The sequence below is a fragment of the Streptomyces sp. NPDC107522 genome, assembly GCF_055657525.1.
Window position 1 is genome coordinate 50,296 of the sequence record NZ_JBVKAU010000004.1, and the last position, 13,682, is coordinate 63,977.

Annotated in this window: 12 protein-coding genes; 6 read left to right on the forward strand and 6 right to left on the reverse strand. The window is 71.4% G+C overall.

Annotated elements, in window-relative coordinates:
- Positions 1 to 2: 2 nt before the first annotated feature.
- The 3 genes from ACZ7L6_RS14135 to ACZ7L6_RS14145 all read right to left on the reverse strand — a co-directional run bounded on the left by ACZ7L6_RS14135 (position 3) and on the right by ACZ7L6_RS14145 (position 2,659).
- Positions 3 to 653 carry an AAA family ATPase gene (locus ACZ7L6_RS14135; protein ID WP_471923508.1) on the reverse strand — a complete coding sequence of 217 codons (651 nt, stop codon included), beginning with the start codon at positions 651 to 653 and terminating at the stop codon, positions 3 to 5.
- A gap of 66 nt (positions 654 to 719) precedes the next feature.
- A complete protein-coding gene (locus ACZ7L6_RS14140) occupies positions 720 to 1,391 on the reverse strand; it encodes a response regulator transcription factor (protein WP_471923510.1) in 672 nt (223 codons plus the stop codon).
- A gap of 53 nt (positions 1,392 to 1,444) precedes the next feature.
- A complete protein-coding gene (locus tag ACZ7L6_RS14145) occupies positions 1,445 to 2,659 on the reverse strand; it encodes a sensor histidine kinase (RefSeq protein WP_471923512.1) in 1,215 nt (404 codons plus the stop codon).
- Positions 2,660 to 2,777: 118 nt separating this feature from the next.
- Here ACZ7L6_RS14145 and ACZ7L6_RS14150 point away from each other — a divergent pair, with 118 nt between their 5' ends.
- A complete protein-coding gene (locus tag ACZ7L6_RS14150; protein WP_471923514.1) occupies positions 2,778 to 3,872 on the forward strand; it encodes an SAM-dependent methyltransferase in 1,095 nt (364 codons plus the stop codon).
- Positions 3,873 to 3,881: 9 nt separating this feature from the next.
- On the opposite strand, the gene ACZ7L6_RS14155 is transcribed toward ACZ7L6_RS14150, so the two are convergent.
- Positions 3,882 to 5,033, reverse strand: coding sequence for an NADH-quinone oxidoreductase subunit D (locus tag ACZ7L6_RS14155; protein WP_471923516.1), 1,152 nt, complete (start codon positions 5,031 to 5,033; stop codon positions 3,882 to 3,884).
- 31 nt (positions 5,034 to 5,064) lie between these two features.
- On the opposite strand from ACZ7L6_RS14155, the gene ACZ7L6_RS14160 reads away from it, so the two are divergent.
- Positions 5,065 to 5,598 carry a PH domain-containing protein gene (locus ACZ7L6_RS14160; protein WP_471923518.1) on the forward strand — a complete coding sequence of 178 codons (534 nt, stop codon included), beginning with the start codon at positions 5,065 to 5,067 and terminating at the stop codon, positions 5,596 to 5,598.
- The gene (locus ACZ7L6_RS14165) at positions 5,595 to 6,929 is read left to right on the forward strand and encodes a PH domain-containing protein (RefSeq protein WP_471923520.1); all 1,335 of its coding nucleotides are present in this window, start codon (positions 5,595 to 5,597) and stop codon (positions 6,927 to 6,929) included. The genes ACZ7L6_RS14160 and ACZ7L6_RS14165 overlap by 4 nt, the downstream gene beginning before the upstream one ends.
- Positions 6,930 to 7,123: 194 nt before the next feature.
- On the opposite strand, the gene ACZ7L6_RS14170 is transcribed toward ACZ7L6_RS14165, so the two are convergent.
- The gene (locus ACZ7L6_RS14170; protein ID WP_471923522.1) at positions 7,124 to 8,500 is read right to left on the reverse strand and encodes a hypothetical protein; all 1,377 of its coding nucleotides are present in this window, start codon (positions 8,498 to 8,500) and stop codon (positions 7,124 to 7,126) included.
- A gap of 194 nt (positions 8,501 to 8,694) precedes the next feature.
- Positions 8,695 to 9,810, reverse strand: a complete 1,116-nt coding sequence (locus ACZ7L6_RS14175) for an alpha/beta hydrolase (protein WP_471923524.1) — start codon at positions 9,808 to 9,810, stop codon at positions 8,695 to 8,697.
- A 260-nt stretch (positions 9,811 to 10,070) separates the two neighbouring features.
- Here ACZ7L6_RS14175 and ACZ7L6_RS14180 point away from each other — a divergent pair, with 260 nt between their 5' ends.
- From ACZ7L6_RS14180 to ACZ7L6_RS14190, 3 genes are all read left to right on the forward strand, one after another.
- Positions 10,071 to 11,903 carry a phosphatidylglycerol lysyltransferase domain-containing protein gene (locus ACZ7L6_RS14180; protein WP_471923526.1) on the forward strand — a complete coding sequence of 611 codons (1,833 nt, stop codon included), beginning with the start codon at positions 10,071 to 10,073 and terminating at the stop codon, positions 11,901 to 11,903.
- 119 nt (positions 11,904 to 12,022) lie between these two features.
- On the forward strand, positions 12,023 to 12,949 hold the full coding sequence (gene folP / locus ACZ7L6_RS14185; RefSeq protein ID WP_471923528.1) for a dihydropteroate synthase: 927 nt from the start codon (positions 12,023 to 12,025) through the stop codon (positions 12,947 to 12,949).
- Complete coding sequence (locus ACZ7L6_RS14190) at positions 12,946 to 13,449, forward strand: nuclear transport factor 2 family protein (protein WP_471923530.1); 504 nt, start codon at positions 12,946 to 12,948, stop codon at positions 13,447 to 13,449. The genes folP and ACZ7L6_RS14190 overlap by 4 nt, the downstream gene beginning before the upstream one ends.
- The last annotated feature ends 233 nt before the right edge of the window (positions 13,450 to 13,682 follow it).

Below are 13,682 nucleotides of genomic sequence, written 5' to 3' on the forward strand. Positions count from 1 at the left end.
CGTCAGTCGAACCGGATGTGCCTGACCCCGACGCCCACCTGCCGCAGCCGTGTCCGCAGCGCCCCCTCGTTGTTCGGCCGCAGCCTCAGCCCGGCCAGGACGGCGATCCGGTCCGCCGTCCGGGGCACGGTCGTGTGGTCCGTCCACAGATGCTCGGCGAACTCCGGCTCGCTCAGCCGCTCCAGGCAGTGGTCGAGCTGCTGTACGGCCCAACTCTCCCGGCGCAGAACGGCGTTCTTTCGCAGACCGGCGTTCTTGCCGGCGACGAGCTGAAGGAGGTGACCGAAGCCGCGCTCGCGCAGCCGCTGCAGCACGGTCTCCCGCTCGGCGAGGAGGGTGAAGTGCCGTACGTCGTGTCCGAGTTCGCGCAGTCGGCCGACCGTCTCGGCGAAGTAGTCCGGGTCGGTGACCGTCATGGGGGCGATCACCACACCGTCGTGCTTGGTGAGGGCGAGGTCGAGGACCTCGACGACGCCCTGCCGCCAGGATGCCAAGTCCTGGAAGTCCGCCCGCAGTTCCGGTGGAAGCATCCGCCGCAGGCCGAACCCTGCGTGCTCGGGATCGCAGATCACGCTGCCGGGCAGGCGGCGCCGGATCTCGTGTGCGGTCTGTGTCTTGCCGCCCCCGAAGGGGCCGTTGATCCACAGGAGCATGCGCAGACCCTAGTGGGCACCGGTCACGCGGGGGTCACGGCCGCCGGCGTGAGCCGTAGGCCGTACTCAACCGTGCCCGCCGGCCCGCACCAGCCCCGTCTCGTACGCCAGGACCACCACCTGCACGCGGTCCCGCAGCCCGAGCTTGGTCAGGATGCGGCCCACGTGGGTCTTCACCGTCGCCTCGGACAGCACCAGCCGAGCCGCGATCTCACCGTTGGACAGGCCCTGCGCGACCAGCACCATGACCTCGCGCTCACGGTCGGTGAGGCGCTCCAGCTCCTTGTGCTGGGGCTCCTTGCCGGCGGAGGGCAGCATCGGCGCGAACCGGTCGAGGAGCCGCCGGGTCGTCGACGGGGCCACCACCGCGTCGCCGCTGTGCACCGAGCGGATGGCGCCGAGGAGCTCGCCGGGCGGCACGTCCTTGAGCATGAAGCCGGAGGCGCCCGCCTTCAGGCCGGAGAAGGCGTACTCGTCGAGGTCGAACGTGGTCAGGATCAGAACCTTGGGCGGGTCGGGCTCCGAGCAGATACGGCGGGTGGTCTCCACGCCGTCCAGCTTCGGCATGCGCACGTCCATCAGCACGACGTCGACGGCGGTCGAGCGCAGCACCTGGAGGGCCTCGACTCCGTCGCCCGCCTCCGCGACGACCTCCATGTCCGGCTGGGCGGCGAGCACCATCCGGAACCCGGTGCGCAGCAGCACCTGGTCGTCGACGAGCATCACGCGGATCGTCATCGGGTCCTCTTCCTTACAGGTGTCAATGAACGGCATGGTCTTGTGGGCCGGCGTCAGTGTGCCGGTTTGAGCGGCAGCAGCGCACTGATACGGAATCCTCCGCCCGGGCGCGGCCCAGCGTCCAGGGTGCCGCCGACCATGCCGACCCGCTCGCGCATCCCGATCAGGCCGTGCCCCTTCCCGTCGGCGCCGCCGTCCTCGTACAGCTCGTGCGGGGCGCCCTTGCCGTCGTCCTCGACGAGCAGACCGAGGCCGTCGTCGAAGTAGACCAGGCGCACGCTCGCGCCCGCGTTGGGCCCACCGTGCTTGCGCGTGTTGGTGAGCGCCTCCTGCACGATGCGGTACGCCGTCAGCTCGACGCCGCTGGGCAGCGGGCGCGGGGTGCCCTCGACCTTGAAGTCGACCGGCAGTCCGGAGTTGCGGCACTGCTGGATGAGGTCGTCGATCTGCTCGACGTCGGGCTGCGGGACGTACTCGCCGCCCTCCTGGTGCTCGCCGGTGCGCAGGACGCCGAGCAGGCGGCGCATCTCGGCGAGGGCCTGGCGGCCGGTGGAGGAGATGGTCTCCAGGGCCTTCTTGGCCTGGTCGGGGGCGGCGTCCAGCACGTAGGCGGCGCCGTCGGCCTGCACCACCATCACGGAGACGTTGTGCGCGACGACGTCGTGCAGCTCGCGCGCGATCCGGGCGCGTTCGGCGGCGACCGCGACCTTGGCCTGCGCCTCGCGCTCCTTTTCGAGCCGGGTCGCGCGCTCCTCGAGCTGCTCGTAGTAGGCGCGGCGGGTGCGGATCGAGTCGCCGAGCACCCAGGCGAGCGCGAACGGCACCGTCATGAAGATCACCAGGGCGATGTTGCCCAGAACGCTGGAGTCCTTCTCCGGCCAGCGCAGCTGCGCCAGGGGCGCCGCGAACAGCCCCACGCCCAGCGCGAGCCGGGAGGCCCAGCGGGCGCCGGTCGCCGCGACGGTGTAGGTGATCACCAGGAAGGCGAAGTTGGCGGGTGTGGTCGCCACGTCCAGCACCAGCTGGGCCAGTCCCACGCCTATGGCCAGCAGCAGCATCTTCTCCGGCATGCGCCGGCGCAACGCGATCACCAGGCACAACAGGAGGACCACCGGGATGATGGCTGCCTCGGATTCGGTGCCGCGCGCCTCCTGTCCGCCCGTCTGCTCGACGGCCACGATCATCACAGAGATCCCGAGAAGGAAGACGGCCCAGAAGCTGTCGACCCATGTCGGGTGCCTGCGGAGGAAGTCATAGAGGCGCTGCACGTAACCCAGAGTAGGGAAGTGAGATGCGTGCAGGGGTCAACCGGAGGGCCGATCCGCATCACGCGCGCGTACTCCGCAAGGTGGAGGCTGTGTTCCCCTGTGCGCTTAGCCTGGGCCGGTGACAGCAGAGGCGACGGACGAGTGGCGCGGGTGGCGTGCGGCGGCGGAGTCCGCCCTCTACGGGCCGCACGGCTTCTATCGCAGGCCCGAGGGACCAGCCGGCCACTTCCGTACGTCCGTCCACGCGTCGCCGCTCTTCGCCGGTGCCGTGGCCCGGCTGCTCTGCCGGGTCGACGAGGCTCTGGGGCGGCCCGCCCCGCTCGACTTCGTGGACATGGCGGCAGGGCGGGGCGAACTGGTCACCCGCGTCCTGGCCGCGCTCCCCGCCGACGTGGCGGCACGCACGCGTGCGTACGCCGTCGAGCTCGCCGACCGCCCGCCAGCCCTCGATCACCGGATCGAGTGGCTGCCCGAGCCGCCGCAGCGGATCACGGGCCTGCTGTTCGCCAACGAGTGGCTGGACAACGTCCCCCTGGAGGTCGCGGAGGCGGACTCCGCGGGCGTGCCACGCCAGGTCCTCGTACGACGGGACGGCACCGAACGCCTCGGAGAGCCGGTCACCGGCGCGGAGGCGGAGTGGCTGGCGCGGTGGTGGCCGCTGGGGCGCGCGGAGGAAGCGCGGGGCGCGGAGAGCGCGCGAGCCACGGAGGAGGCGCTGGTTGCGCAGGGCGCGCGTGCCGTTCCGGACGCACCGACTCTTGAAGGGCTACGGGCCGAGATCGGCCTCCCGCGGGACGAGGCCTGGGCCGCCGCTGTCGCGACGCTGGAGCGAGGTCTCGCGGTCGCCGTGGACTACGCGCACACGGCGCGGACCCGGCCGCCCTTCGGAACGCTCACCGGCTTCCGCGAGGGGCGCGAGACGACGCCCGTGCCGGACGGTTCGTGCGACATCACGGCGCATGTCGCGCTGGACGCGTGCGCAACGGCGTGCGCCCTGCCCGGCGCGCGCCTGCTGTCCCAGCGCAACGCCTTGCGCACCCTGGGCATCACGGGCGCACGCCCCCCACTTGAGCTGGCCTCCACACACCCGGCCGACTACGTACGAGCCCTCGCGACCGCGGGCGAGGCCGCCGAGCTCACCGCGACGGGCGGACTCGGGGACTTCGGATGGCTGGTACAGCCGGTGGGAATCCCGGACGTACTGGCGGACTGAGCAGTCGCCCTACTTGTCGATGTCTCCCACCACGAAGAACATCGAGCCCAGAATCGCCACCATGTCCGCGACAAGCGTCCCCGGCAGCAGCTCGACCAGCGCCTGGATGTTGTTGTACGACGCCGAGCGCAGCTTCAGCCGGTACGGAGTCTTGTCGCCCTTGCTGACGAGGTAGTAGCCGTTGATGCCGAGCGGGTTCTCGGTCCACGCGTAGGTGTGGCCCTCGGGAGCCTTCAGCACCTTGGGCAGCCGCTGGTTGATGGGCCCGGGCGGCAGCTCGGCGAGACGGTCGAGGCAGGCGTCGGCCAGGTCGAGGGAGTTGTGGGTCTGCTCCAGCAGGCACTCGAACCGGGCGAGGCAGTCACCCTCCTGCCGGGTCACCACGTTCAGAACGTCCCGCAGCTCGCCGTAGGCGAGATACGGCTCGTCCCTCCTCAGGTCGAAGTCGACGCCCGAACCGCGCGCGATCGGCCCGCTCACGCCGTACGCGTGGACGGTCTCCGGCGCAAGGGCGCCCACGCCCCGCGTGCGCCCCCGGAAGATCTCGTTGCCGAGCACGAGGTCATCGAAGCGGTCCATACGGGAGCGCACGTCGGCGACGGCGGCACGCGCGCGCGTGGTCCACCCGGCCGGCAGGTCCTCCTTCAAGCCCCCCACCCGGTTGAACATGTAGTGCATACGCCCGCCGGAGACCTCTTCCATCACATGCTGGAGCTCCTCGCGCTCCGTGAAGGCGTAGAAGATCGGCGTGATCCCGCCCAGTTCCAGCGGATACGACCCGAGGAACATCAGGTGATTGAGCACGCGGTTGAGCTCGGCGAGCAGCGTCCGCGTCCACACCGCCCGCTCGGGCACCTCCATGCCGAGCATGCGCTCCACGGCGAGGACGACGCCCAGCTCGTTGGAGAAGGCCGACAGCCAGTCGTGGCGGTTGGCGAGCATGATGATCTGGCGGTAGTCGCGGGCCTCGAAGAGCTTCTCCGCACCGCGATGCATATAGCCGATCACCGGCTCGGCGCTCGTGATGCGCTCGCCGTCGAGGACCAGCTTCAGCCGCAGCACGCCGTGCGTCGACGGGTGCTGGGGCCCGATGTTGAGCACCATGTCGGTGCTCTCCGCGGCGCCGCCGATACCGACCATGGTCTCCGTCGTAGGAGTCATGGACACAGTCTCTCCTACGTACGCTGGCCTCATGGAGACGGGGAGCCCGGAGAACACGGGGACGGCGGGAGACGAGCGGGTGGGGACCGACGGGGTGGAGGCGGATCCGGCGTGGACCGGGCTGCCGCCCGGCCTGCTCCGGATGCGCCGGCTGTTGCTGGTGGTGTGGCTGGGCCTGCTGACGGTCGCCGTGGCCCTGCTGCCCGGGATCCTCGCCGGCCCCGGCTGGGCCGCCTTCGCCGTCCTCCCGCTGGCACTGATGGCGTGGGGCTGGGTGATGCTCGGCCGCAACTGGCGGTCCTGGCGATACGCCGAGCGCGCCGACGACCTGCTGATCAGCCGGGGGGTGCTGTGGCGGGAGGAGACGGTCGTACCGTACGGCCGCATGCAGCTGGTCGAGGTCACCTCGGGCCCTGTTGAGCGGCACTTCGGCCTGGCCAGCGTGCAGCTGCACACTGCGGCGGCGGCAACCGACGCCACCATCCCCGGCCTCGACCCGGCGGAGGCGGAACGGCTGCGCGACCGGCTCACCGAGCTGGGCGAGGCCCGATCGGCGGGCCTGTGACGACGCCGGGCGTCGACGACGCCGTACGCGAACAGCGCCCCGTGACCGAGCGCCGACTGCACCCCGTCACACCGCTCAGGCGCGCGTGGGCACCGGTGGCCGTACTCATCGGATGGGCGGTGCACGACCCGGACCAGGCGCAACGCCAGCTGACAAGACTGACCACGACCACGCTCCTGCTGGCGCTCGCGGTGGTCATCCCCACAGCCGCCCTGTACGGCTTCCTCACCTGGTGGTACACGCACTTCGCGGTGACCGACAGCGAACTGCGCATCCGTACCGGCCTGGTGTTCCGGCGCACCGCGCACATCCGGCTGGAACGCATTCAGGCCATCGACGTCACCCAGCCGCTCCTCGCGCGCGTGGCGGGCGTGGCGAAACTCAAGCTCGACGTCATAGGCACGGACAAAAAAGACGAACTGGCCTTCCTGGGTGCGGAGGAGGCACGCACGCTCCGCGCGGAACTCCTCGCCCGAGCCGCCGGTTTCGCCCCCGAAACGGCACACGAAATAGGCGAGGCTCCCTCCCACCAGCTCCTCCGGGTCCCGCCGGCCGTCCTGGCCACCTCCCTCGTCCTCACCGGCGCGACCTGGGGAACACTGGCCGCCGCACTGGTCGTACCGACCGTCCTCTGGCTGACCACCGAGAGCGCGTGGACGGTCCTGGCCACCGCGATCCCGCTGTTCGGCGCGGCGGGGGCGAGCAGTGTGGGGCGATTCGTCACCGAGTACGACTGGACGGTGGGCGAGTCACCGGACGGGCTGCGCATCGACCACGGCCTGCTGGACCGCGCCCACGAAACGGTGCCGCCCGGCCGGGTCCAGACCGTCCGGCTCGTCGAACCCCTGCTGTGGCGCCGACGCGGCTGGGTACGGGTGGAACTGGACGTGGCCGGCTCCTCCAACTCGGTCCTGCTCCCGGTCGCCCCGCGCGAGGTCGCCGAATCGGTCGTCGCACGCGTGCTGCCCGGAGTGACCGTCCCCCCGCGCGCCTCCCTCTCCCGTCCTCCCCGCCGGGCGGGCCGATGTGTGCCGCTGTGGTGGCGTGGGTACGGCCTGACGGTCACGGACGCGGTGTTCGCCGCCCGCATCGGCCTCCTCCGCCGAAGCCTGGCGCTCGTACCGCACGCGAAGGTCCAGAGCGTACGGATGGCCCAGGGCCCGTGGCAGCGGGTGTGGGGCGTGGCCGACGTACACGTGGACACCGGGGCGAACAAGACGGTGACCGCGCGGTTGCGGGACGCAGGGGAGGCGGCGGAGCTGCTGCGCGGGCAGGCGGAGCGGTCTCGTACGGGGCGCAGGGATGCGCGGCCGGATCGGTGGATGACGTGAGGCCGGTCATGCCGGCGGGGCGGGTGCGCAGCCCGGCGCGACGGGGTGCCGCCTCTGTGGGTCGGGAGCCGCCCTGGCGGCACCTCCCAGGCCCTTAAGGCACTGGGGGAGGCACGACTGCGCGCAACTGGATGGGCACGACGCCCGCAGCCAGGGGCGTATGCCACCGCCGCAGGCATCCCGCCCGACCACCGTCAGGAAACCGCGCTCCGCAGCCCCTGCACATCGATCTGTTCCGTCTCGTCGTGAGCCGTCAGGTCGATGACCTGCCCGACACCCCGGGACTCCTCGTCCGCCGGCTTGAACTCCGCCTCGGACTCGGCCTTGTGGAGGGCGAGGGCCTCCTGGCCCACGACGTCGGCGAGGTCCTCGTTCTGGACCGACTCCAACGCGGAAGGCGTCGCCGCCCCGTTCTTCGTACCGAAGAAGTCGAACCCACCCTCGACCGCAGGGCGCCGCACGGGCGTGGCCGGTACGACGGCCACGGCGGTCGGCGCGATGAAGTGCCCCGCAGGCTGCTGGGCCGGAGGCAGGGCGGGCCGGGCGGCCTTGGTGACCGCGCCTGCCGAGGGGTTGGCGGCCGCGCGCTCGTGCCCGTCGGCCGCCTCGGGCTTCCCCTGCGCTTCGTCCTCCAGCGCGGACGCGGACTCCGTCTCGGATTCGCCGCTGCCCACCGCCTCGGCGGCATCCGAACCGTCGTTCACGGACTTGCCGTTGGGAGGCCCGTCGCCCTTCGGGGGCTGGTTCTTCGGAGGTTCGTTCTTCGGGGACTCATCTGTCGGCGACTCGCCCTTCGCAGGGCCGCCCTTCGGGGCTCCGTCCTCGGATGGCTCGTCCTCGGAAGCCTCGTCCATCGACGGTTCGTCCGCAGAGGTCTCGCTGTCCGCCGCGTCCTCTTCCCCGTCGAACCGCGCCAACGCCGCCTTGGCCCGCAGAAACAGCCGGGACCCTTCCGGGGAGAAGACCGCAGCAGCCGCGGACGTCTCCTCGCCCGCCGAGCCCTCGACATCAGCCTCAGCAGGGGCAGCCACAGCTCCCTCCGCAGCACCGGAATCCGTGCCGTCAACCGGCACCGACCCCTGCACCGGCACAGGCGGCAACGCACGCGCAGGCACAGCCGCCTCTATCTCCAGAACCCGGCGTTCCTCCAGGACACTCGCCCGCTCGGTCTCCGCCGTGGCGTACCGCCGCAGCAGTGCCGCGTGCTCGTTGCGCAGCCCCGCGAGTTCCGCCCGCTTGGCCCGCAGTCGCTGCTCCAGCTTCACCCGCAGCTCGCGCGACTCCTCGAGATCGGTCTCCAGCTCGGCGACCCGCTCCTCGTACCGCCACTCGTCGCTCGCACGCGCGCGCGTGAGGTCGGCGACCTTCTTGCCCGCCTGCGTGTCCCAGCGACGCATGACGACCGCACCGACGACCGCCGTCGCCGCGGCGGCCGCGGCAAGGCCGCGCAGCACCATGGGCTCGGTGAACACCCAGGGGCCAAGGGCACAGACGACGGAGACGCCTGCGATCGCCGACGGGGGCAGCAGCCTGTGCAAGGGCGGGGAATGACGGTGACGTCCACGTGGCATGGCCAGAAACTTACCGCGCGTAGGCGAATCTTGTTGCCCCGCCCCGTAAAAAGACAGCCATCCCGAGGCGTTCACACGACATCAGGAATCAGACCCGGCACTGAATTGACCAGGAACCAAGATCACAAAGCCCCGGCCGCCGCCGTCACCCGCCGGTCATCCGCCACTCCACCTGCCACATCACGCCCCGCTCGTCACCCGCTCAACCGCCCGCTCATCCACTCCAGCGTCCCCGGAATCTCCCGCCGCCAGGTGTTGAAGTTGTGCCCTCCGCTTTCGAGGATGATCGAGGAGATCCGGGTAACCCCGTTCGCCTTCACCCGCTCAATGAACTTCAGCGTGTCCTTGTAGTTGGATTCTCCAACTTTGCTGCTGCTGACGAGCAGTGAAGTGTCCGGAGCCGGCATGTGCTTGAGGTACCACCACAGGTTCGCGCGATTGCGCAGTTCCTCGTCGCCGTGGAAGAGATCGCCCGTCGTGGCGTCGATCGGCGCCTTGTAGTACGCGGAAAGCCCCGCCCCGGCGGCATACGCCTCGGGATGGTGCAGGGCGAGCTTCAACGCGCAGTAGCCACCGGTGGAGTCACCGATGATCCCCCAGCTGCCGGGCCCGCCGCCCACCCTGTAGTGGCCGCTCACGGCCTCGGGCAGATCCGAGGCGAAGAACGTCTCGGTCTGCGGCCCGCCGGGAATGTCCACGCACTCCGTGTCCCGCGGCGGCGCCACCGTCGGCCGCATCATCACCAGGATCATCGGCTGCATACGACCGTCCTCGGCGAGCCTCGCGGCCGTACGCGGATAGTCGAGCTTGTCCACCAGCGCCTGCGCCGTGCCCGGATAACCGGTCAGAACGACGGCCGCAGGGAAGGTACGCGTGCGGAATTCCGGCTGAAAGTATTCGGGCGGCAGATAGACGTACGCGGGCGTGGCGATGTCCGTCGTACGGCCCACGATGGCGACCTTCTGCACCTGACCGCCCAGCTGCGGACTGGCGCTCGCCGCCCCCGGCACCCGCCGCGTCTCGACGACCCGCAGCGGCCCGCGCCCCGGCGTGTGGTCCACGACGACGCCCTGGCCCTTCTCCTGCCCGAACAGGTCGGCCCAGCTGGCGTAGAACCCGAAGGCCTGGTTGGCGCCGAGACCGACCGCCGCGAAGAGCATCAACTGAGTGGAGAGCAACAACCCGACCCGGCCCGACACGGCCCGCCAGCCGCGCCGCGCCAGCCGTGGCCACAGCCACACCGTGCCGACGAACAGCCCTACGGCGGCCGCAACCGCCAGCGCCAGCACCTTGTCGCTCGTGAGACCCATCGATGGTTACCTGTCCGCACTTTCCGCCCGGAGCCTCGGCGGCGCGGGCACGTGCTCCCCGCGCTGCCTCCCCTGCTCCTTCGCAAGGGCTTGCCCCGGACTTTCCTTGGCCTTTGAAACGGTTTTGGGAAGCCGAGTGAACCTCTCCCCTCGAGACACCGTCCTAGAGGGCGCAATGTCGCCGGATGCCCGAATCGGCACCGGATCCAAGGTCTCTCGCAGAACTGTGGGATGCGATGTCTGTCAGGACAGATGTGGAAATGTCGGGCAAGGTTCCTGAACGATCGAGCCAGGTGGGGCATCTGTCCGGCCGGGTACGGCACCTGCTGCGCGGCCCGCGCCCCGAGGCCGTGCCCGTCCTCGTCGGCAGGGCCTGCGCCCTGGTGGGCCTGCTGAACATCGCCGCAGGCGTCTTCCCGCGCTTCCGGCACAGCCGTATGCACGCCATCGCCGAGGTGCTGCCGGGCTCGGTCGGTCCGTTCGCGGCCGCGCTGTCGCTCAGCACGGGCGTGCTGTTGCTGCTGCTCGCGCATGGCCTCAAGCGCGGCAAGCGGCGGGCGTGGCGCGCCGCCGTCGTCCTGCTGCCGGCCGGAGCGGTGGCGCAGTTCACGTACCGCCACTCCCTGGTGGGCGCCCTCATCTCCGTCGCGCTGCTCGTGGCCCTGCTGCGCCACCGCGACCAGTTCGCGGCCCTGCCCGACCCGCGCAGCAGGTGGCGGGCGCTGGCCAACTTCGTCCTCATGGGGGCCGGTTCCCTCGCCCTCGGCCTGGTCATCGTCAGCGCCCACCCGAACACCCTGGTCGGCGACCCGAGCCTGGCCGACCGCATCACGCATGTCCTGTACGGCCTCTTCGGCTTCGAAGGCCCGGTCGACTACCAGGGCAACACCTCCTGGACGGTCGCCTTCTCCCTGGGCGCCCTCGGCTGGATCACCGCGGTCACGACGATCTACCTCGCCTTCCGCCCGGAACACCCCGCCGCCCACCTCACCGAGGACGACGAGGCACGCCTGCGCGCCCTGCTGGCCAAGCACGGCGGCCGGGACTCCCTCGGCCACTTCGCGCTGCGCCGCGACAAGGCCGTCGTCTTCTCCCCCAGCGGCAAGGCCGCGGTGACCTACCGCGTCGTCTCCGGCGTGATGCTCGCCAGCGGCGACCCGATCGGCGACGTCGAGGCCTGGCCGGGCGCCATCGAACGCTTCATGGACGAGGCCAAGGCCCACTCCTGGACCCCGGCCGTCATGGGCTGCTCCGAGACCGGCGCCGAGGTGTGGACCCGCGAGACCGGGCTCGACGCCCTCGAACTGGGCGACGAGGCGGTGGTGGACGTCCCGGATTTCTCGCTCGCCGGCCGCGCGATGCGCAACGTACGTCAGATGGTCAAGCGCATCGAGCGCGCCGGTTACGAGACCCGGGTACGTCGTGTCCGTGACCTCGGCGAGGCCGAGCTGGAGCGCATCCGGCAGGCCGCGGAGGACTGGCGCGGCACCGACACCGAGCGCGGTTTCTCCATGGCGCTGGGCCGCGTCGGCGACCCGGCCGACGGCGACTGCCTCATCGCCACCGCCCACAAGGCCGACGAGGAGCCGGGTCCGTACGGCGACCTCAAGGCGATCCTCCACTTCGTGCCCTGGGGCACGGACGGGGTCTCGCTGGACCTGATGCGCCGCGACCGCTCCGCGGACCCCGGCATGAACGAGCTGCTGATCGTGGCCGCTCTCCAGGCCGCCCCGAAGTTCGGCATCGCGCGCGTGTCGCTCAACTTCGCCATGTTCCGCTCGGCCCTGGCGCGCGGCGAGAAGATCGGCGCCGGCCCGGTGCTGCGCGCCTGGCGCGGACTGCTGGTGTTCCTCTCGCGCTGGTTCCAGATCGAGTCCCTGTACAAGTTCAACGCCAAGTTCCAGCCTCGCTGGGAGCCGAGGTTCGTCGTCTACCGGGCCTCCGCCGACCTGCCCCGCCTCGGCTTCGCCGCCATGCAGGCGGAGGGCTTCGTGAACCTGGCCCTGCCGCTGCCGCGTTCCCTGCGCCGCCGCAGGACCGCTCCGCGCCCCTGCCCGCACCGGGTGGCGGAGCGGGAGGCCCAGGCGGCCTGACCGGGACCGCGGCCACCCCGGACAGGCCCGAGCGGCAGCCTCACCCCCGCCCCACGCCCCGGAGGCTCCCGCTCGGGCCACCGCACGTCGCGGCACCGCCTTGGGCCTACGCTGAACGTATGAGCAAGCAGAGCGGACGCGGGCGCGTCTCGGGTCTTCCGGAATGGGACCGGTGTGCGGTCATGGGAGTCGTCAACGTGACCCCCGATTCCTTCTCCGACGGCGGCCGCTGGTTCGACACGACGTCCGCCGTCAAGCACGGTCTCGCCCTCGTCGACGAGGGCGCCGACCTGGTCGACGTCGGCGGCGAGTCCACCCGCCCAGGCGCCACCCGGGTCGACGAGGCCGAGGAACTCCGCCGCGTCATCCCCGTCGTCCGCGGCCTCGCCTCCGAGGGCGTCACGATCTCCGTCGACACCATGCGCGCCTCCGTCGCCGAGCAGGCCCTCGCCGCCGGCGCCGCCCTCGTCAACGACGTCAGCGGCGGCCTCGCCGACCCCGCGATGATCCCGGTCGTCGCGGACGCCGGCGCCCCCTTCGTCGTGATGCACTGGCGCGGCTTCCTGGAAGGCGGGAACGTCAGGGGCGTGTACGACGACGTCGTCACCGAGGTCGTCGACGAGCTCCACGCGCGCGTGGAGGCCGTCCTGGAGGGCGGCATCGCCCCCGACCGCATCGTCGTGGACCCCGGACTCGGCTTCTCCAAGGACGCCGAGCACGACCTCGTCCTCCTCGCCCACCTCGAACGCCTCCTCACCCTCGGCCGGCCCCTCCTCGTCGCCGCCTCCCGCAAGCGGTTCCTCGGCCGTGTCCTCGCCGGACCGCAGGGCGCGCCGCCGCCCGCCCGGGAGCGCGACGCCGCCACGGCCGCCGTCTCGGCGCTCGCGGCACAGGCCGGCGCGTGGGCGGTGCGCGTGCACGAGGTGCGCGCCACGGCGGACGCGGTACGCGTCGCACGCGCCATCGAGGAGGCGCGTACCGCAGAGAACACGCCCGGCGCGCAGGGCGAGCCCAGCGCGGTACTCGGCTCCGAAGGAGCCCGGTGAGCGCCCCCCACACCGACGTCGAGCAGGTGGAGGCCGCCAACGCCGCCTTCTACGAGGCGATGGAGCGCGGCGACTTCGAGCAGCTCTCCTCGCTCTGGCTCACCCCGTCCGACCTGGGCGTCGACGAGACGTACCACGACCCGGCCGACGCCGGCGTGATCTCCTGCGTCCACCCCGGCTGGCCGGTGCTCACCGGACGCGGCGAAGTCCTCAGGTCGTACGCGCTGATCATGGCGAACACCGACTACATCCAGTTCTTCCTCACCGACGTGCACGTCTCCGTCACCGGCGACACCGCCGTGGTGACGTGCACCGAGAACATCCTCAGCGGCGGCCCGGCTCCCGAAGGCGGGGAGGAGCTCGGCCCGCTCGTGGGCCAGCTGGTGGTCGCCACGAACGTGTTCCGCCGCACACCCGACGGCTGGAAGGTGTGGTCCCACCACGCCTCACCGATTCTGGCCGAAAACGACGAGGAAGAGGGCGACGGCAGCCCCTCCTGAGTGGGTAGGCGCCCGACAGGGACACGCACAGGAACGACCACAGGGACGACTCCGAGGAGCCCCGGGGACCACCCGCAAGGGGGTCCGCGGGGCCCCGCCGGGACCAAGAAGTGGTTGGAATCACGCCGGCCCGGGTAGGGGCGGCTACCAGCCCGTGAGCCGCCGGGTTCCCCAGGGGAAACGCGCGATGAATCCTCCTGGCCCCGGACCGGGCCCACGCCCCGTGGCACGGC